Consider the following 18,784-nt stretch of genomic DNA (forward strand, 5'->3'; position numbering starts at 1 on the left):
TTCGAGAAAAGGCATCACACTTTATATCCGGAAATGTTGTTTCGGCAAATTATTATTGAAAACCAGCAGGTAACCGCGGTTGTCCACCGTCGTCGAACGGTGCGCCGCGACGATTTGCAGGCACATGGCCCGGCGTTCACGCCCGTCGTAGGGGGACATGACCGCCACCGTATTCCCGGCGGCAGCCGCATCACCGACCAGCGCGAGCGTCTCCGTCCGGGACAGGCTGCGCGTCGCTATGCAGAACTCCGCATCCGCACGATTCAGGCCAAAAGTGGCGTAGCCGCAATGAATCGCCAGGTTTTGCAGCTGCACGGCGCGGCGTTCGGGCACCCCGGCCGCGAGCAGTTCACGGAACAACGCCCGGTCGCCGGGAAGCAGCGTATCGCGCATGAACACATTACGCACGACGTCGTATACGAAAGGCGAATGCACGCCGTGCCCACGGAAGAAACGGGCCCGGGAGAGCCTGTTACGCAGCTCAGTGACCCGCCCGTAAAATTTCAAACCGAGTTTATGGCCGCCGATCCCCATAACCGTTATTTTTTCAACAGCCCCGCAAGGCGCCCCGTCGAAAAGGCGATCTGGAGGTTATAACCGCCCGTATTGGCATCGAGGTCGAGCACTTCGCCCGCGAAATAGAGCCCCCGGATCTTCAGCGATTCCATGGTATAGGGGTTGACTTCGGCGCAGGAAACGCCCCCGGCCGTCACGATGGCGTATTCGAACGGCGCATAGTCCGTGATGGGGAACGTGAATCCCTTGAGCGTCTTGATAAGGCGGGTTATCTCCTCTTCGGTGAGCTTGCCGATGTAATTCTTTCCGTTGACACCGAGTTCGTGCACCAAAGTCATCACGAGCGGCTTGGGCACCAGCTTGCGCAGCAACTCGGCGAAGAACTCCGTCGGCTCCATCCCGGCTATCTCGCGGGCGATACGTTCGCGCAGTACCTCTTCGGTCAGTGCGGGTTTCAGGTCGACGACCAGTTTAACGCGGCGTTCGTCGATCAGCGCATCGACCGCATCGCGGCTCATGCGCAGCGCCACGGCACCCTCGATGCCGCGCTCGGAGAAGCCCAGTTCACCGAACTCCTCGCGCACGGGTTCGTCGTCGACATAGAGCACGGCCCTGATATTTTTCAGCAACAGACCGTCGAGGTAGCCGATCTGCGGATGCGACGAAACGAGCGGCGTCAGCGAAGGGCGCACCGGTTCGACGGTATGTCCCAGGTCGGCCGCAAAGGTGTAGCCGTCGCCCGTGGAACCCGTGGCGGGATAGGAAACGCCACCCGTGGCGACGATCACCTGCGGGCATTCCTCCTTGCGTTCGAAACCGCGCCTGTTGATATAGCGGACGCCGAAGACCTTATCACCCAGGGTCATGATCTCCGTCACGCGCGTATTATAAATGATCTTCACGCCGTTCTCGTAGCAATATTCCAACAGCGCATTGGCGATGTCCCACGCCTTGCCGCTCTTGGGAAAGACGCGTTCGCCGCGTTCGATGTCGAGCTTCACCCCGGCCTTTTCGAAGAAACGGATGGCGGCGCGGTTATTGAACTCGGCGAAAGCCTGTCCGAGAAATTCCGCGTTGGTACGTACCTGCGCGGCGAACTCCTCGGCCGGGCGGGCATTGGTGACATTACAGCGCCCTTTGCCCGTGATACGGACTTTACGGCCCGACTTGTCCATCTTTTCGATCAGCAGCACACGCTTGCCGTCGCGCGCCGCCGTACCTGCGGCCATCATGCCCGCTGCCCCAGCCCCGATGACGATCACGTCGTACGGCCGGATTTCTTTTTCTTCGATTTGTTCCATACGGCTGCAAAGATAGACAATAATTCTTTCTTTCCGGAAAAATTTTTCCTATCTTTGCGGCCGAAAAAACCGTTCTAAACAGATATGTTGAGCAGAAGATTACTCCGTATAAAGGTCGTCAAGGCACTGTTCGCCCACCTCAAATCGGGCGCCGACAACATGATGGCATCGGAAAAAACGCTGATGGCGTCCGTAGACAAGGCCTACGACCTCTATTTCCAGATCCTGACCCTCCCCGTGGAACTGACGCGCTACGCCGAACAGCGGCAGGAACTGGCCAAACAGAAAAAACTGCCGACATACGAAGACCTCAACCCCAATACCAAGTTCGTAGACAACCAGGTGATCCGCGTCATCGCCAACAGCGATGCCGTGAACGACCATGTCGCCGCCCGCAAGCTGGGCTGGGGCCGACATCCGGAGCTGATCCGTACGCTCTATACACAGCTCTCGGAAAGCGACTATTTCAAGGATTACATGCTGCGCGAGGAGCGCTCGTTCGCCGACGACCGCAAGCTGCTCGAAGATTTCTTCAAGGAGCTGCAGAGCTGCGAGGCACTGGAAACCGAGCTGGAGGAGATGTCGATCCTCTGGAGCGACGACCTGCCTTACATCGTGATGATGATCCTGCGTTCGCTCTCGGGCCTAAAACCGTCGCACACCGAGCTGAAAGTCCCCTCGAAGTTCAAGAGCGACGAAGACCCCGAATTCGTGAAGACGCTTTTCGAAAAATCGCTGGTCAACTACGATGCCTACCAGGATTACATCGAAAAGTTCACCGCCAACTGGGACGTGGAACGCATCGTGTTCATGGACAACCTGATCATCGGCACGGCCATGGCCGAACTGACCTCGTTCCCGTCGATTCCCGTCAAGGTGACGCTCGACGAGTACATCGAGATTTCGAAATACTACTCGACACCCGGCAGCAGCACCTTCATCAACGGCGTGCTGGACAAGATCGTCGAATCGCTCACCGCCGAAGGCCGCATCAGGAAAGCCGGCCGCGGCCTTATCTGAGTCCCGATGCTGCGCGGGTTGTTGTTGCTGGCGCTGGCCGTGACGACCGCGGCATGCGGCACCCGGCAGGCACGCACGGGCGAGACCGGGCGGAAAGGCCGGATTATCGCCGTCACGGACACGATCCTCGACACGGGCGGCACGGATACCGTGCGTTTCGGACGCATGCACTCGGGGGAGGTGGCCGTGCTCAGGCTCTGGATCGAAAACCGGGCATCGAAGCCCGTAGCCATCACCCGATACGACCGCAGTTGCGGGTGCACGACGCTCGGATATGATGCACAGCCCATTACGCCGGGCGATGCGCAGCAGGTGTCGCTCACCTTCGATGCGCGGGGCGAATGGGGCTGGCAGCTCAAGACGCTGGACATCGCATTCGCCGGCGGGCGGAAACCCCTGAGGCTGTTCATCGAGGCCGAAGTGGAATAAACATTTGTGTATTCGACAATATTTCGTATATTTGTTCCGTTAACGGAAATAAACACTTAAAACATAACGACGTATGATTAATTTTCTTCAGGTGCCGCCCGTAGAGCCCCAGCCGGGTTTCATGCAGCAGTACAGTTTCATCATTATGATCGGCCTCATGGTGCTGGTTTTATGGCTCTTCATGTGGCGACCCGAATCCAAGCGCCGCAAGCAGATGCAGGCATTCCGCGAAGGCCTGAAAAAAGGTGACAAGGTAATTACCGCCGGCGGCATTTACGGCACGGTGAAAGAGATCAAGGAGACAACCCTGCTGATCGAGGTGGACGGCAACGTCACGCTGCGCATCGACAAGAACATGGTCGTAGCCGACAACAGCGACCTTCAGCGCCAGTAAAAACCGCTTTCAGATATGAAAAAAGCTGCAAAAATTTGCAGCTTTTTTATTTGCAGGTTCAAATTTTTTATTTTAAATTTGCATACCTGTCCGGGAAACCCGGGCACAGTCCCAACAACATTGTCGAGGGGGGGGGGAATTTCTAAGCGCCTCTTACAGATTACCTCTTTCTCGGCAATGTTTTTTTATGCCCGTATGTCTGCAAACGATCCTGCGGGGATTTTGGCCCAAATCCGCGGCCGGCCGGCAAGGCGTCCCCAGAAAATTCGGGACAAAAAATCCTGAACGCGCAAACAAGGCAGCAGATGCAACCGGTTTTATCGTTATATTTGCATCCGGATTCTTCAACGCATACACATGACCCGACACATATCCTACCCTACCCTCGGCACCTGTTCCCGGCAGATCGACATCGAACTGGAAGACGGCATCATCCGCAATGTGACGTTCACGGGCGGCTGCCACGGCAACACGCAGGGCATAACGGCGCTCGTGCGCGGCATGAAAGCCGCCGACGCGATAGCCCGGCTGGAAGGCATCGACTGCCGCGGCAAGGGCACTTCGTGCCCCGACCAGCTGGCCAAAGCCCTCAGACTGGCGCTCTGAACCGACGCAGCTACCGTTCGGGAACGGATTTTGCACACGGAGCAGCAGATCAAAACAGAAACTCTATGTATTTCGTATGGTATCTCCTGCTCGGCTTGGCTTCCGGATGGATCGCCAACCTCATTGTCAAAGGCAGCGGCTCGGGGCTCATCGTCAACCTCGTCGTAGGGCTGGTAGGCGGCGTGCTCGGCGGCTGGCTCTTTTCGTTCTTCGGGCTGGTTCCGGCAGGCACGCTGGGCAGCCTGGCCACATCGGTCATCGGCGCCGTGGTGCTACTATGGATTGCCGCAGCCATCTCGCACAAGAAAATCCGTTAAACCCGCAACGATTATGGACAACATGAAAAACGGCGTACACGCCGACACCGCAGAAGCGGAAAACACGGAGACCATGGATCTCCTGGCCGGAATGCTCGATGCCTCAACGCATTGCGGCGACAACGACGAGGACGACAAGGAACCGGCACAGGCGGTCGAAGAAACTCCCGGCGAAGAATCCGCGCCCGGAAAATAATAACCGCAGGGAAAAAACCGACAGTTCTATTCAACGAGCAAAGTGTGCGGACAGTCCGCACACTTACCGTATCCAGCATACTGGGCAGAAGCAGGACGAAGGAGGATTCAGGCGAATAATACAACAAACATAATCCCGCATTGATAGTCAATGCGGGATTGTTGAGCTGCCAGGACTCGAACCTGGAACGACAGAACCAAAATCTGCTGTGTTACCATTACACCACAGCTCAATCCGTTGCTCGAGAGCGGGACAAAGATAAGCAAAAAATCGCAATTTACAACCGGAAAACAGAAAAATGCCCGACTCTTGCAGGGGTGCAAGAAAGAATTTCATTACTTTTGCACGCATGGAGCCGACAAGCCGGACAACGGGCCGGCAGGCGCCCTGCTGAAACAAAAACGAAAAATACGATACGGTATGATCCTGACAATGATCCTGCTCTTCGTGGTGGGCTACGCCTTCATCGCGCTGGAGCACAAAGTTAAGGTCGACAAATCGGCCATCGCACTGCTGATGTGCGGAGCCATATGGACGATCTTCAGCCTCTGGGGGCACGATGAGAATATCAGCCACGACATGGTCGACCACCTGGGCGACACGTGCGAGATACTGGTGTTCCTGATCGGCGCCATGACGATCGTCGACCTGATCGACTCGCACGGCGGTTTCAACGTCATCACCGACCACATCAAGACCCGCAACAAGCACAAGCTGATGTGGCTGCTGGCATTCATCACCTTCTTCATGTCGGCGGCGCTGGACAACATGACCACCACGATCATCATGGTGATGCTCCTGCGGAGGATCATCGCCGACCAGAAGGAGCGCTGGATCTACGCCAGCCTGATCGTCATCGCGGCCAACAGCGGCGGCGCCTGGTCACCGATAGGCGACGTGACGACGATCATGCTGTGGATGCGGGGCAACGTCACCTCGACGGCGCTGATGGGGACGCTCTTCGTACTCTGTATCGTCTCGGGCGTCATCCCACCGTGTATCGTCTCGGTCGTCATCCCGACGGCGATCGCCATCCGGTATATCCGCAACGAGGACGCGGCACCGGTGGACGAGAGCACGTTCGAAGCGGAACTGCCCGCGGGCGTGGGCCAGCGCCTGAGCAAATTCATCCTCATCACGGGTGTATTGAGCCTGTTGTTCGTACCCGTGTTCAAGAGCATCACCCACTTGCCGCCCTACATGGGCATGATGGTCTCGCTGGGTGTGATGTGGGTTCTGACGGAGATCATCTACGACCGCAAGCGCGGCATCGAGGAGTCGATCAAATGCCGCGTGACGAAGGTGCTCAAGCATATCGACATGCCGACGATCCTCTTCTTCCTGGGAATCCTGATGTCGGTGGCGGCGCTGGAAACCGCAGGTGTACTGACCGACGTGGCGAACTGGCTCGACAAGCAGGTACATGAAGTGTTCACCATAGCGGGCGTCATCGGCATCCTGTCGTCGGTGATCGACAACGTGCCGCTGGTCGCCGCCTGCATGGGCATGTACCCCGTGATGGACACGGCTGCGGTGGCCGCGAGCGCCGACCCGGCCTACATGCAGTCGTTCGTGCAGGACGGGTTGTTCTGGCACCTGCTGACTTACTGCGCCGGGGTGGGCGGAAGCCTGCTGATCATCGGCTCGGCAGCCGGCGTGGTGGCGATGGGGCTCGAAAAGATCAATTTCGGGTGGTATTTCAAGAAGATCACCTTGCTGGCCTTCGCAGGCTATGCGTCGGGCATCCTGGTGATCCTGCTCGAACACCTGCTGGTCGGGCTCTGACCGGCAGCGGAAACGGAATAACGGGCGCGGGGGCAATGCCCCCGCACCCGTTATATATAAAAATCCGGCCAGCCGGCCGGGTGTCCCCCACCTACGTCAGCGGACTTTGGCCATGAATTTCTCACGATCCACGACGTAACGGACGTGCACGCCCTCTCCGATCATCCCTTCGGCATCGCGGGCGCCGACGTTGAAGGTCAGCTTGCGCCCCTCGACACCGGTCAACACGGCCGTGGCGGTGATTTCGGCACCCAACCCCGAAGGCTTGATGTGCGTGACGTTCATCTCCGCCCCTACGGTCGAAGAGCCTTCTGGCAGAGCCGCAGCAACGGCCGTCATAGCGGCATGCTCCATAAGCGCCACCATCGAAGGCGTGGCAAAAACCCCGAGGTCGCCCGACCCCATCGTCGCGGCGGTATTTGCGGCCGTAACCGTCGTCCGGCTCTGCGCCGACAATCCTTTTTCCAATATAATATCCATTTTGCGTAATACGTTTATCCGATAAATAATTACATTTGCAGTGGCCGTGCAGGCTGCGTACGGAGGAGAGCTCCGACCCGCCGCCGGATTTGTCCGCGGCAAAGATAATGCAAACCGGGCTCAAAGGCAAACCCGCGGGCAATGCACAAGGCACGGCCTGCCCCGCGAAAGTCCGCCGTTCGCAAAGATAACGATTTTCACCGAGATGAAAAAGTGGCTCCTGATTCTGGTAATGCTGACCGCCGTGTCCCCCGGGGTACGTGCGCAGGGAGGCCACGGTTTCTGGCACCAGGAATGGACGGTGGAAAAAGGCGACTCGGTACCGTTGGTACACATCCTGCCGGTCTACGTGTTCAGCCGCCCCGTCGACCTGCGCCGTTACCGCAAGCTGGTCGACGCCGTGAAGAAGGTCTACCCCATCGCCAAGGTCGCGAAAGCCAGGATGGCCGACATGGAAGAGGAATTATGCCGCCTGCCGACCAAAAAGGCGCAGAAGGAGTACATCAGGCAGGTATACCACCAGATCAAGGACGAATATACGCCCGTGCTGAAACACATGACCCGCACGCAGGGCAAGGTGTTGTTGAAGCTGATCGACCGCGAAACCGAATATACGGCCTACGAGGTGCTCAAGGAGTTCCGGGGCGGATTCGTAGCGGGGTTTTGGCAGGGCGTATCGCGGATTTTCGGGCAGAACCTCAAATCGCAGTACGACAAGGACAACGAAGACAAGATGATCGAGCAGATCGTAATTTACTACGAAGCCGGCCTGCTGCGGTAGGCAAACCGGGATAAACCCGAGCCGTTACTCGAATTTGTTATAAAGAACGACGGGACGCTCGCGGCGTACGCTCATCGAGGGGAACCAGATGTCACCGGCCGTGAGTCCGCATTTCTCCACCGCCTCGAGCGAGTACTCCAGACGTCCGAAGTCGGCGTCGACGTTGTTGGTGCCGAACGTGAACTTTATTCCGCGCTGCTTGGCCCGGCGGATGATGTCGAAGCTCGGGATACGATAGCGGGCGTTGATCTCCAGGGCGATGCCATAGCGCTCCAGCACATCCAGTACGCGGTCGACGCGCGCGTCAGTCCAATACCTGTCGTAATCGGCCTGCATGTCGTCGGGCAGGTAGGTCGGGTTGGCGTAGATGTCGGCCGGCTCGTTGGTGAGTATCTTCACCGTCTGGTCGACCAGATGATCCATATACTGTTCTTTCGTCACGCCGTCGTAGTGCACCTCCTCGGGCCGGTAGATGCGCGAATTGCGTCCCTTGTGGTCGATGATGGTCATGGCATCCGTGAACAGGTAGTCGAATACACCGAGGGCCTTCTGCGAGAAGGTCGCCGTCCACTTGCGGCCCTCGCCCTGTACGCCACGCAGGAAAGGCATCCGCCTCACTTCGTCGAAATAGGCATAGACCTCCCCGTCGTCGGCCAGCATCCGGCCGATACCGCCTTCCCCGGCATTGGGCGCCACACCGTAATTGATACCGTAGTTCATCGACATGGCGTGCGCCTGTTCCTTGGTCAGGCCGCCCTTCAGGTGTACGTGGTAGTCGATGACGGGAAAATCGCGCTGCTGGAAGCGGATCACGCCGTCGGTGCGTTCGTCCACGGGCGGCAGTGTGTCGGCCTCGTTGCGCGCCTGTGCGCCGAGGCGCTCGATTGCAAGGTTGCGGAACGCGACTTCGCCCTGCACGCCGCGCAGCGCGATCGCGCCGTGCCCCAGCAATTGCCGGGCATGTCCTTCGGTGCGGTAGGGATGTTCGGGTTCCGTATAGCAGACCACTTCGGTAGTGTCGATGCGGACGACGATGTTACGGCCGCGCACAGAAACCTCGAAGCCGAACCACTCGCCGTCCTCGGCCAGCGAGCGGTAAAGGTTGCGCACGGAGGCGAGCGAACCGCTCTTGCGTGTCCCGTCGATGGCTCCGTTGCGGAAAACCACCTCGTAGCCCGACTCGCCGTCGGTGTGGAAGAGCAGCGCCGCCTGGGCACCGGGCTGCGTGAGGGCTTCCCCCGTAAGGCGGAAGTTACCGTAGTCGCCTGCAGCCAGGAGCGTCCGGCCCGCCGTTACGGCTGGGGACGGGGTGCGGATCTCGCGTTCCCCGTCGTGCCACCGGTCGAGCGGCCGGGCAGCGCCGTTGTTTTCGCAGGCGGTGAACGCGGCAAGGGACAAGAGTGCCGCGGCAATCGTAGTCCCGATACGCGGGACAGGGTTCAAATGGCAAAAGAGGTTGCTCATAGCTTGGATTTTGTAATAATGCGGTTCCGGTTCGGACAGGCCGCCCGGCCTATGTGTACGTCAAACTTATCTCAGTCGTTGCTTGCTATCAAATATGCCCATGCAAAAATACACACTTTGTTGGAAAAGTACGGAATGACGCACACCGTTTTATTTCGGACAGCATGAATTTCGGGAATCCCGGCAGCAAATAGGCTCAGAAATTGAACGACAGGCCAACGCCCAGCTCCATGTAGGAACGCCCCGGACGGTAATCTCCGTAGGCGAACCCGAAATTGTCGGTCAGGTAACAATGGTAGGTGAAATCGCCGTAGAGGTTGAACCGCCAGATGGGGATGATAAGCCGCACCCCGAGGTCATAGGTACAGCTGAAACGGTGCTTGACGAGGAAATTTCCGGAGTAGGGCTCGCGGCTGAGCGGGCCCAGCATCATGCCCGGCGTAAAACCCGTATGCGCTTCGAACTGCTTGGGAATGATCGAAAGCAATGCCGCGGCGACCCACGACCCGGCCTCGCCGTCGCCCGGGAAAACCAGCCCCCGTATACGTTCCGTGCGCCAGGTGAATTGCATCGGGATCGAATAATAGTCGCAGACTTCGTCGTCGAAAAACAGGTTCAGCCCCGTGCGGAAACCTATATTATAATAGTTGTACCGGGCGTAGTCGATGCTGATCGCCTCGAATTCCGGGCCACGGCCGTCCCCCATGAAAAGCTGTGCGCTGTACCGCACCCCGATCTCATTGCCGGACGGCAACCCCTTGGGGGTGCGCCACTGGTTCATATTCTGGGCTGCCCCGCTGACGCAATACAGAAGCGCGAGGAGTGCCGCAAAAACTGGTTTCTTCATAATTTACAGGTTGCTTCTGTCCGCAAAGGTAACAGAATAAGGCCGCCGTCCAAACATTATTGCAGGAAAATGCAGGGCACACGGCCATGCGCCCTGAAAATAGCCGCAACCCTTGCTCTTTGTGAATTATTCGTTATCTTTGTGGGCAAAATTTCGCTGAGCCATGTTTGAAAATTTAACGGATAAACTCGAACGGTCATTCAAAATCCTCAAGGGCGAGGGGCGCATCACCGAGATCAACGTAGCGGAAACGCTCAAGGAGATCCGCCGTGCGCTGATCGACGCCGACGTCAACTACAAGGTCGCAAAATCGTTCACCGACCAGGTGAAGCAGAAGGCGCTGGGACAAGACGTACTCAAGGCGGTGAAGCCCGGGCAGATGATGACCAAGATCGTACGCGACGAGCTGGCCGAACTGATGGGCGGCACGGCCACAGACATCAGGCTGGAGGGCAACCCGGCCGTGATCCTGATCGCGGGTCTGCAAGGCTCGGGTAAGACCACCTTCTCGGGCAAGCTCGCGGCATTCATCAAAAGCAAGAAAGGCCGCCAGGTACTGCTGGTGGCAGGCGACGTATACCGTCCCGCGGCCATCGACCAGCTGAAGGTGCTCGGCGGGCAGATCGGAGTGGAGGTCTACACCGAAGAGGGGAACAAAAACCCGGTGCAGATCGCCGAGAACGCCATCAAATACGCCCGTCAAAACTCGTTCAACGTCGTAATCGTCGATACGGCGGGCCGTCTGGCCGTGGACGAGGCGATGATGCAGGAGATCACGGCCATCAAGGCGGCCGTGAAGCCTTCGGAGACACTCTTCGTAGTGGACGCCATGACGGGCCAGGACGCCGTGAACACGGCCAAGGAGTTCAACGACCGGCTCGACTTCGACGGCGTGGTACTCACCAAGCTCGACGGCGACACCCGCGGCGGCGCCGCGATCTCGATCCGCTCGGTGGTCAGCAAACCGCTGAAATTCATTTCGAGCGGCGAGAAGATGGACGCCCTGCAGGTGTTCCACCCCGAACGTATGGCCGACCGTATCCTCGGCATGGGCGACGTCGTATCGCTGGTGGAGCGTGCGCAGGAGCAGTTCGACGAAGAGGAGGCACGCCGCCTGAAGAAAAAACTGGTCAAGAACCAGTTCAACTTCAACGATTTCATCGGGCAGATCCAGCAGATCAAAAAGATGGGCAACCTGAAAGACCTCGCGGGAATGCTTCCCGGCGTAGGCAAGATGCTCAAGAACGTTGACATCCCGGACGACGTGTTCAAGCAAACCGAGGCGATCGTCTCGTCGATGACCCCGGCCGAGCGCGAGCATCCCGAAATCATCAACGCACGCCGCCGCGAACGCATCGCCAAGGGCAGCGGTACGACGATGGCCGACGTGAACCGCCTGATGAAGCAGTTCGAGGATACCCGCAAGATGATGAAGGCCGTAGCCGGCGGCAACATGAAGATGCCGAACATGCCCGGAAGACGCCGATAACCAACAGATTGCAAGTAAACCACAATCCCTCATTCGGAATGGGGGATTTTTTATGCGGTAGTTTTTAGGGCCCGATACGAATTTTTCATCACTTTTTCATAGCAAAACAGTTAAAAATTATTACCTTAGTACACGCAATACTTCAAATCTCACTTTTTCTAATTTAATCACACCCACATGATGCAATTATCATTTTGGAAAAGATTACTCTGCGCGGCGCTCACCCTCGCGCTGGGAGTAACACTGGCAGCCTGTTCGGACGACGACACGAAGGACGACAAGCTGATCCCTGAAATCGAGGTTACCCAATCGTTGACGTTCGATTGCACGGAAACCCAGACGAAAAACCTCGAAATCGAGCTTAACGGAAAGCTCAACTGGCAGATCAAAGCCGACGCATGGATCGAGCTGTCGCAAACCAGCGGCAAAGGTTCGGCAACAGTAGCCGTAACCGTCCCCGCGAACGCCACTTCGCGTACGGGTACCATCACCGTAACGGCCACCGGTTACATGGGCGCCACCGACACGGGCACGTGCTCCGTAAGGCAGATCAAGGAAGGTGAAACGAATACGAATGTTGCGGAACTCCGCAGGCTCATCATGGCAACCAACCCCACTGCCGATGGAAAAGAACTGACGGACGCGATCAGGGCCATGACGCTGTGCGGTATCGTAGTCTCGGACAAGGGGGGGGGGAAACCAGCAGCCCTTCATCGTAATCCTTGCCGACGATACACAGGATGCCGGTGCCGGCCTCGCGCTCTCGATCAGCCAGTCTAACAACATCTTCGAGCGCGGCGACATCGTCGAAGTATCGCTCAGCGACGCATCGGCACAACTCTTCAGCGGTCTGCTGCAGGTTTCGACCCACAACGAGCCCATGCTCGTGGGGCAGACCGAACCGCTGGCCCCGATCGCCATCACCGCAGACAAAGTCGCGCAGTACGAATCGCAATACGTAAAGATCGAAAACACGCAGCCCGAAGCGTCGGAATCGGGCACCTGGAACAGCGACTCGAACAAGGGCAATGTTTCCATGGAGACCAAGGACGGAAAGTCCTACAAAATCCGCACCCTGCAAACCGCATCCTATGCACAGGATGCCATCCCGACCGACAAGAGCGGTTCCATCGCAGGTATCGCGGGCATCTACAACGGCACACTGCAAATCCTGCCCTGCAACGGTGACGACATCCAGCTTGCCGAAGCTCGTTTCACGGTACAGGGCAACAAGGCTACGCTGGCCGAAGTGCTCGAAGCCGGCGCCGGCTCGGCATTCGAAGTCGAGGGCGTGAGCGTCATCGCCGCCAACGAGCAGGGCGTTCTCCTCCAGCAGGACGGTGCACGCATCTACGCATTCAAGGGCGAAGCCCACGACCTGGCCGTCGGCGACGTGGTCACCGTGTCGGGCAAAACCGAGTCGCGCAACGGCCTGCTGCAATTCGGCAAGGGTTGCAGTTTCACCAAGACCGGCCACCAGGATATTACCCAGCCGCAGCCCGCGGCATTCTCGGCAACGGAAATCGAAGCCTACATGAAAAACCCCGAGGTGGAATACGTGACCTACAAGGGTACCGTCCTCGTATCGGGCAACTACGTCAACGTCGAGATCGACGGCACTTCGGTGCAGGGCAGCCTGGACTACATGAGCGACGATTTCAAGGAGAAGTACAACAGCCACAACGTGACCATCACCGGCTGGCTCTTCGGCTCGTACAAAACCTATATGTACACCATCCCCGTGGAGGTCAGGGACGAGGGCGAATTCGAAGAGGAAGTTCCCGACGGGGCGATCTTCTACAGCACCTTCGACAAGGAACTTTCCTCACAGTCTTTCGACACGAGTTCGGGATGGCCGTACCTCGACCAGTTCGAGGGCTGGATCAACCACAAGGGTTCGGGTATCGCCGCTGTAACCTACGACTACAGCAGCATGTCCGTACGTACGAACCAGTCGTCGAAAGGTTCGCTTTCGCTCTACGACGGTTCGGGCAAGAACAACATCTTCTTCTCGTCCGTTCCCACCTATTTCACGATCCAGAAGATCGCGGTAACGTCGCAGAACCTCAAGCTCTCGTTCGGCGCACAGCGCTATGCACAGGGCGCCACCAACACGTTCATCAAGTCCGACTTCGTGGTGCGCCTTTCTTCCGACGGGCAGCTCTGGTCGCAGGCGCTCGACTACGATTTCGGCAGCGTAGCGGACGAACCGGGTGAGTGGCGTCTCGCAACGGCAGACTTCACCCTGCCGGCAGGCACCAGCACGCTCTACATCAAGTTCGAAGCCAAGATGGGCAGCGTAAACCGTATCGACGACGTATTGCTGATCCCGGGCAACGGCGGGCAGGTGATCGAGTTCGGTAAGGAAGAGGAGACACCGCTTTCGACGATCGCCCAGGTGCTGGCCGGCCCCATTGACGATGTCTACAAAGTCGAGGGCCAGGTGATCGGCACCCACTCGAAGGGCTTCCTCGTGAAGGACGCCACGGGTACGATCCTCGTATTCAAGAAGAACCACGGCATGACCGTCGGCGACAAAGTCACCGTCGAAGGCGCAACGTCGGAATACGGCGGCATGAAGCAGTTCGGCGAAACGTCGGAACTCACCAAGAACGGCTCGGGAAGCTTCACGCAGCCCACCCCGACGGATTTCGGGGCAGCGCAGTTCGACGCCTATGTCAACAACCCGACGATCCAGTATGTAAAATACGAAGGCAACCTCAGCTCGTACCGCGACCAGATTTATCAGTGGCACTATAATGTCGCCGTGGAGGGTACGAATGTAGTCGGCTCGATCGCCTACCCCAACAGCGACCTGAACATCGAAAATTTCGTCGACCGCAAAGTCATCATCACGGGCTACACCGTCGGTGTTTCGGGGACGGATACCAAATACCTCAATACGCTGACCACGTCGATCGAATTCGCAGAACAGGAGACCATGCCCGACGAGAGCCAGGCCATCACGGTGAAAGAACTCAACGCCAAACTCGCCACGATGAATGCGGGCGATGCGCTGGGCGAACTGATCGCCGTGAAGGGCTATGTGGCGGCCAACAACGAAGGAGGAAACTTCTACCAGCTCATTTCGCTGGTGGACAACACCGGCGAGGCCAACACGGGCATCATCATCAAGGGCAGCGACTACACCGAGAAAGACCTGCCTGTGGGCACGAAAGTGATCGTCAGCCTTAAATACGCCAAGTACGACATCAACAATGACCTGCCGCAGTTGAGGATGGCGACGATCTTCCCCACTCAGGAGAAGGTAACGATGAAAGTCCCCCAGATCACCGTTTCGCAGGCAGGAGATTACGTTGGCCAGTATGTGACGGTAAAGAACCTCACCCCGGCGGCAAATTCGACGACCTGGGTCGTGAATAAGAAGACCACTTCGGTCAACTTCACCGACGACGCCGAACTGCCGATGGTGGCACGTACGACCAATCACGCCGTATTCGCCAACGAAGCTATCGCAATAAAGAAGGCGGATCTGAGTGGTATCATGGAGATATACAAGGGGGGCTATCAGATCTTCCCCAACAGCATGGAGGACGTTGCAGGCTTCAAAGTCGAGTAACACGGCACAATCCATCCGTTTGTAAGAAAATCCCTGCGAGCAGCAACCCGCAGGGATTTTCCGTTTCAAAGAGGGGCCAAGGCCGGGGGGGGGCTGAAGATTTAAGAGCGGTTTACAGCATGGAATTGAAAAATAATCGCTAAATTGTACCGGGAAACCCAACCCGGAAAACCACATGAAAAAATTACTCCTGCTGTTGCTGGGGATCGCTTCGATCCCGGCCGCCTTCTCCCAGGGCGGGAGCGGCATCGACTGGGCCGCCGACCTGGATTACCTGGCCAGCGAACTGCCCGCGAAACATTGCAACCTCTTTGCGAAATACGACAAAGCGCAGTTCGAGACCGCAATCGGCGCGATCAAGGCTTCGGCCGGGGAGGCCGGAGATTTTGCTACGGCGCTCAAAACCCAGCAGCTGATCGCCAGGCTGGGCGATTCGCACACCATGCTATATTTCAACCAGCTGATGAACCGGCAGCAGATACTGCCGCTCGGGCTGCTCTGGGTTTCCGACGGGCTGTACGTCATACAGACGGCCGAGGAAAACAAAGAGTTGCTGGGGCACCGGCTCACAGCGGTCGGCAAGGCACCGGTAGAAACCGTAATCGACAGCCTGAGCACCCTGTTCACGGTCGACAACGAAGCAATGGTAAAATCCATGATTCCCCAATTGTTCCCGTCGTTACAGCTCCTGGAATATTTCGGGTTCGCACACAACGGGCAGGCGGAACTCACGCTGGACGGAGACAAGACCTATACGCTCAAACCGTCCGATCCGCAGCGGGCGGGTCGGGCCGCCTTCCAGCCCGATTCCCTGCCCTTTGCGATCGCGGAAAGGAACGTGCTTTTCACGGATCGCTATTTCCCCGAGGAAAAAATATACTATATCCTCTACAACTCCTGCTGGGGGCGTGAAAGCGAGGCGGAGTTCAAGAGCCGCGAGAAAGCCGCGTCGCTGCCGTCGTTCACGGAATTCGGCCAAAAGGCGTTCGGCATATTGCAGGGCAACCCCGTCGGGAAGATCATTTTCGACATGAGGAACAACGGCGGAGGGAACTCGGCACAGGGGACGGCATTCATCGAAAGGCTGGCCCGGTTCCTGGAACAGCACCCCGGCATAAAAACCTATGTCGTCATCGGGCGAAGCACATTCTCCTCGGCCATCCTGAATACGATGGATTTCAAGCACCTGACCGATGCGGTCGTAGTCGGCGAACAGACCGCCGGCAAACCCAACCACTTCGGCGAGGTACGGAATTTCCAGCTCCCGGGATCGAAGCTGACAGTCGCCTATTCGACCAAATATTTCCGGCGTACGGACGAAGAGGCAGACACGATCACCCCCGACGTCAGGATCGAAATGAGTTTTACGGATTTCACGAAAGGCATCGACCCGGTGTACGAATGGATCAAGGCACAATAGGCTGCGCGGGCGGTTTACTCCGTCCAGCCGTTATGCCGGACGTTCGCCGGGTTCCACTTCTGCTTGGGCTCAGGATTGTCCGCAGGATAGCCCACCGGAATCAGGTTGAGCGGAACGACATCGGAGGGAAGCCCCAGCACGCGCCGCACGGCCTCTACCCGTTCGCCGCGGGGATAAACCCCAGTCCATACGGCTCCCAACCCCAGGGCATGGGCCGCAAGGAGCAGGTTTTCCGAGGCCGCCGAGGCATCCATCACCCACCAGTCGCCGGAAGCCCCCGGATTGCGCGACAAGTCGCCGCAGACGACCACGGCCAGGGGTGCCCGGGCGGCCATCTTCGCAAAGGGCAGCGCCCCGGCGAGTTCGCGTAACAGCTCCCGGTCGTCCACGACAACGAAAGCCCACGGCTGACGGTTCACGGCCGAGGGCGCGGCCATCGCAGCCCGCAGCAGCAGTTCGACCGTATCGGCACCGACCGGGCAATCCCGGTAGGCCCGGATGCTCGTCCGGGTCATAATCACATCGAGGGGGCTCCGCTTGCCGGACTCCCCGGCCGGGGTGCGCTCCCCGGCCGACAGCCACCATACCAGCAACGCGGCCAGCACGGCACCGGCGCAGAAAAAGAGGATTTTCGTCCTGTTCATAATTTTCCGTTATATCGTGTCCCGGCAAATATACGGGAAAAATCGTAAAAAGCACCGCACACCGGTCAAACGACCGTATCGGCGGGTAAATTAATCGACCGGGCGTTTGCAGGGGTCTTTTTTTATCGCTACCTTTGTCCGGATCATATCCCAAAAGGAAAATGCACAAATCGGGCTTTGTAAATATCATCGGAAACCCCAACGTCGGCAAATCGACACTCATGAACGCATTGGTCGGCGAAAAGTTGTCGATCATCACGTCGAAGGCGCAGACCACGCGCCACCGGATCATGGGGATCGTCTCGAGCGAGGATTTCCAGATCGTCTATTCCGATACGCCGGGCATTCTGAAACCCAGCTACAAATTACAGGAGTCGATGATGAAATTCGTGACGGGCGCCGTGGCCGACGCCGACGTCATACTCTATGTCACCGACACCGTGGAGCGGGGGGAACGCTCGGCCGAAATCATCGACCGCATCCGCCAGAGCGGCGTTCCGGCCATCGTGGTCATCAACAAGATCGACCTCACGACGCCCGAGGCACTCGAGGCACTGGTCGACAAATGGCAGGGGGAGTTGCCCGAGGCACGCATCGTACCGGCATCGGCCAAGGAGAATTTCAACATCGAAGGGTTGTTCAAGACCATCCTCGACCTGCTGCCCGAAGGCCCGGCCTTCTATCCGAAGGATACACTGACGGACAAGACGCTGCGGTTTTTCGCCTCGGAAATCATCCGCGAGAAAATCCTCAGGTTCTACGACAAGGAGATCCCCTACTGCTGCGAAATCGAGATCGAAAGCTACAAGGAGGAGCCGGCGATCGACCGCATCGCCGCAACGATCTATGTCGCCCGCGACTCGCAGAAAGGCATCCTGATCGGGCATAAGGGCGAGAAACTCAAACGGGTCGGGCAGGCCGCGCGCGAGGACATGGAGCAGTTCCTCGGCAAAAAGGTTTTCCTGCAACTGTTCGTCAAAGTGAATGACGACTGGCGCAACAACGAACGCCAACTGCGCCGTTTCGGGTACGAATTGGAATAAACCGGAATAATAAACCGCCCGAAAAGGACGTTAATGGGACAAGTGAGTCGGAAATTGAAAAAATACATCCTCGGGATCGCACTGGGCATCGCACTGATGTGCGGGAAGGAATCGTATGCGCAGTACAACCGGGAATATTTCTTCTGGGTGGGACGTTCGTGCATGATGAACAACGACTACCAGGAGGCCATCCGGACGCTCAACACCCTGCTGCGGTTCGACGAGGATGCCTTCGAAGGCTATTTCCTGCGCGGCATCGCCAAATACAACCTCGACGACCTGCTGGGCGCCGAGGCCGATTTCTCGACCGCCATCCGGCTCAACCCCGTATACACACAAGCCTATACCTACCGCGCGATCACGCGTTCGCGGCTGGGTAATTACGATGACGCCCTGCAGGACTTCCGCGAGGCGATCGACCTGCGCCCGGATCTGCCGGGCCCCTATTACAGCCGCGGCGTGACACGGCTGC

At 58.0% G+C, this 18,784-nt stretch carries 20 protein-coding genes and 1 tRNA gene; 14 read left to right on the plus strand and 7 right to left on the minus strand.

Translation table 11 applies throughout. The features are described 5' to 3' along the window. Positions 1-21 precede the first annotated feature (21 nt). The gene (locus QVP03_RS10625; RefSeq protein WP_022333423.1) at positions 22-534 is read right to left on the minus strand and encodes a hypothetical protein; all 513 of its coding nucleotides are present in this window, start codon (positions 532-534) and stop codon (positions 22-24) included. Between the two features lie 5 nt (positions 535-539). Then, complete coding sequence (locus tag QVP03_RS10630) at positions 540-1,817, minus strand: NAD(P)/FAD-dependent oxidoreductase (RefSeq protein ID WP_022333424.1); 1,278 nt, start codon at positions 1,815-1,817, stop codon at positions 540-542. Between the two features lie 84 nt (positions 1,818-1,901). Here QVP03_RS10630 and QVP03_RS10635 point away from each other — a divergent pair, with 84 nt between their 5' ends. The 6 genes from QVP03_RS10635 (at position 1,902) to QVP03_RS10660 (ending at position 4,779) form a co-directional block, all read left to right on the plus strand. Then, a complete protein-coding gene (locus QVP03_RS10635; RefSeq protein ID WP_022333425.1) occupies positions 1,902-2,837 on the plus strand; it encodes a transcription antitermination protein NusB in 936 nt (311 codons plus the stop codon). A gap of 6 nt (positions 2,838-2,843) precedes the next feature. After that, positions 2,844-3,266, plus strand: coding sequence for a DUF1573 domain-containing protein (locus tag QVP03_RS10640; RefSeq protein WP_022333426.1), 423 nt, complete (start codon positions 2,844-2,846; stop codon positions 3,264-3,266). A 73-nt stretch (positions 3,267-3,339) separates the two neighbouring features. Next, positions 3,340-3,660, plus strand: a complete 321-nt coding sequence (yajC, locus tag QVP03_RS10645; RefSeq protein ID WP_018695411.1) for a preprotein translocase subunit YajC — start codon at positions 3,340-3,342, stop codon at positions 3,658-3,660. A 357-nt stretch (positions 3,661-4,017) separates the two neighbouring features. Further along, positions 4,018-4,266: a TIGR03905 family TSCPD domain-containing protein gene (locus QVP03_RS10650; RefSeq protein WP_022333427.1), complete on the plus strand. Its 249-nt coding sequence runs from the start codon at positions 4,018-4,020 to the stop codon at positions 4,264-4,266. Between the two features lie 65 nt (positions 4,267-4,331). Next, a complete protein-coding gene (locus tag QVP03_RS10655) occupies positions 4,332-4,583 on the plus strand; it encodes a GlsB/YeaQ/YmgE family stress response membrane protein (RefSeq protein ID WP_018695408.1) in 252 nt (83 codons plus the stop codon). A 13-nt stretch (positions 4,584-4,596) separates the two neighbouring features. Next, positions 4,597-4,779 carry a hypothetical protein gene (locus tag QVP03_RS10660; protein ID WP_022333428.1) on the plus strand — a complete coding sequence of 61 codons (183 nt, stop codon included), beginning with the start codon at positions 4,597-4,599 and terminating at the stop codon, positions 4,777-4,779. Between the two features lie 161 nt (positions 4,780-4,940). Here the strand turns inward: QVP03_RS10660 and QVP03_RS10665 are convergent. Beyond that, positions 4,941-5,011 (minus strand) — tRNA-Gln (locus QVP03_RS10665). A 188-nt stretch (positions 5,012-5,199) separates the two neighbouring features. On the opposite strand from QVP03_RS10665, the gene nhaD reads away from it, so the two are divergent. After that, positions 5,200-6,564: a sodium:proton antiporter NhaD gene (nhaD, locus tag QVP03_RS10670; RefSeq protein ID WP_022333429.1), complete on the plus strand. Its 1,365-nt coding sequence runs from the start codon at positions 5,200-5,202 to the stop codon at positions 6,562-6,564. Positions 6,565-6,660: 96 nt separating this feature from the next. On the opposite strand, the gene QVP03_RS10675 is transcribed toward nhaD, so the two are convergent. After that, positions 6,661-7,035: a thioesterase family protein gene (locus QVP03_RS10675; RefSeq protein WP_141405671.1), complete on the minus strand. Its 375-nt coding sequence runs from the start codon at positions 7,033-7,035 to the stop codon at positions 6,661-6,663. Positions 7,036-7,249: 214 nt separating this feature from the next. On the opposite strand from QVP03_RS10675, the gene QVP03_RS10680 reads away from it, so the two are divergent. Then, positions 7,250-7,825, plus strand: coding sequence for a DUF4294 domain-containing protein (locus QVP03_RS10680; protein WP_149873491.1), 576 nt, complete (start codon positions 7,250-7,252; stop codon positions 7,823-7,825). Positions 7,826-7,849: 24 nt separating this feature from the next. Here the strand turns inward: QVP03_RS10680 and QVP03_RS10685 are convergent, their stop codons facing one another. Together QVP03_RS10685 and QVP03_RS10690 are read right to left on the minus strand one after the other, a co-directional pair. Further along, positions 7,850-9,289: a DUF1080 domain-containing protein gene (locus QVP03_RS10685; protein WP_018695400.1), complete on the minus strand. Its 1,440-nt coding sequence runs from the start codon at positions 9,287-9,289 to the stop codon at positions 7,850-7,852. A gap of 196 nt (positions 9,290-9,485) precedes the next feature. Then, entirely contained in the window at positions 9,486-10,136 is a 651-nt protein-coding gene (locus QVP03_RS10690) for a hypothetical protein (RefSeq protein WP_022333432.1), read from the minus strand. Positions 10,137-10,299: 163 nt separating this feature from the next. On the opposite strand from QVP03_RS10690, the gene ffh reads away from it, so the two are divergent. The 4 genes from ffh to QVP03_RS10710 all read left to right on the plus strand — a co-directional run bounded on the left by ffh (position 10,300) and on the right by QVP03_RS10710 (position 16,625). Further along, on the plus strand, positions 10,300-11,625 hold the full coding sequence (gene ffh / locus QVP03_RS10695; RefSeq protein WP_022333433.1) for a signal recognition particle protein: 1,326 nt from the start codon (positions 10,300-10,302) through the stop codon (positions 11,623-11,625). A gap of 177 nt (positions 11,626-11,802) precedes the next feature. After that, complete coding sequence (locus tag QVP03_RS10700; protein WP_022333434.1) at positions 11,803-12,405, plus strand: BACON domain-containing protein; 603 nt, start codon at positions 11,803-11,805, stop codon at positions 12,403-12,405. 4 nt (positions 12,406-12,409) lie between these two features. Next, a complete protein-coding gene (locus QVP03_RS10705; RefSeq protein WP_256166326.1) occupies positions 12,410-15,205 on the plus strand; it encodes a DUF5689 domain-containing protein in 2,796 nt (931 codons plus the stop codon). Positions 15,206-15,380: 175 nt separating this feature from the next. Then, positions 15,381-16,625, plus strand: a complete 1,245-nt coding sequence (locus QVP03_RS10710; RefSeq protein WP_022333436.1) for a hypothetical protein — start codon at positions 15,381-15,383, stop codon at positions 16,623-16,625. A gap of 14 nt (positions 16,626-16,639) precedes the next feature. Here the strand turns inward: QVP03_RS10710 and QVP03_RS10715 are convergent, their stop codons facing one another. Further along, complete coding sequence (locus QVP03_RS10715) at positions 16,640-17,269, minus strand: nitroreductase family protein (protein ID WP_022333437.1); 630 nt, start codon at positions 17,267-17,269, stop codon at positions 16,640-16,642. A 161-nt stretch (positions 17,270-17,430) separates the two neighbouring features. Here QVP03_RS10715 and era point away from each other — a divergent pair, with 161 nt between their 5' ends. After that, positions 17,431-18,312 carry a GTPase Era gene (era, locus tag QVP03_RS10720; protein WP_022333438.1) on the plus strand — a complete coding sequence of 294 codons (882 nt, stop codon included), beginning with the start codon at positions 17,431-17,433 and terminating at the stop codon, positions 18,310-18,312. Between the two features lie 54 nt (positions 18,313-18,366). Beyond that, positions 18,367-18,784: tetratricopeptide repeat protein (locus QVP03_RS10725; RefSeq protein WP_288210765.1), on the plus strand; the 418-nt coding region annotated here is incomplete at its 3' end.

This window comes from Alistipes sp. CAG:29 (assembly GCF_000435435.1).
Classification (GTDB): domain Bacteria; phylum Bacteroidota; class Bacteroidia; order Bacteroidales; family Rikenellaceae; genus Alistipes; species Alistipes onderdonkii.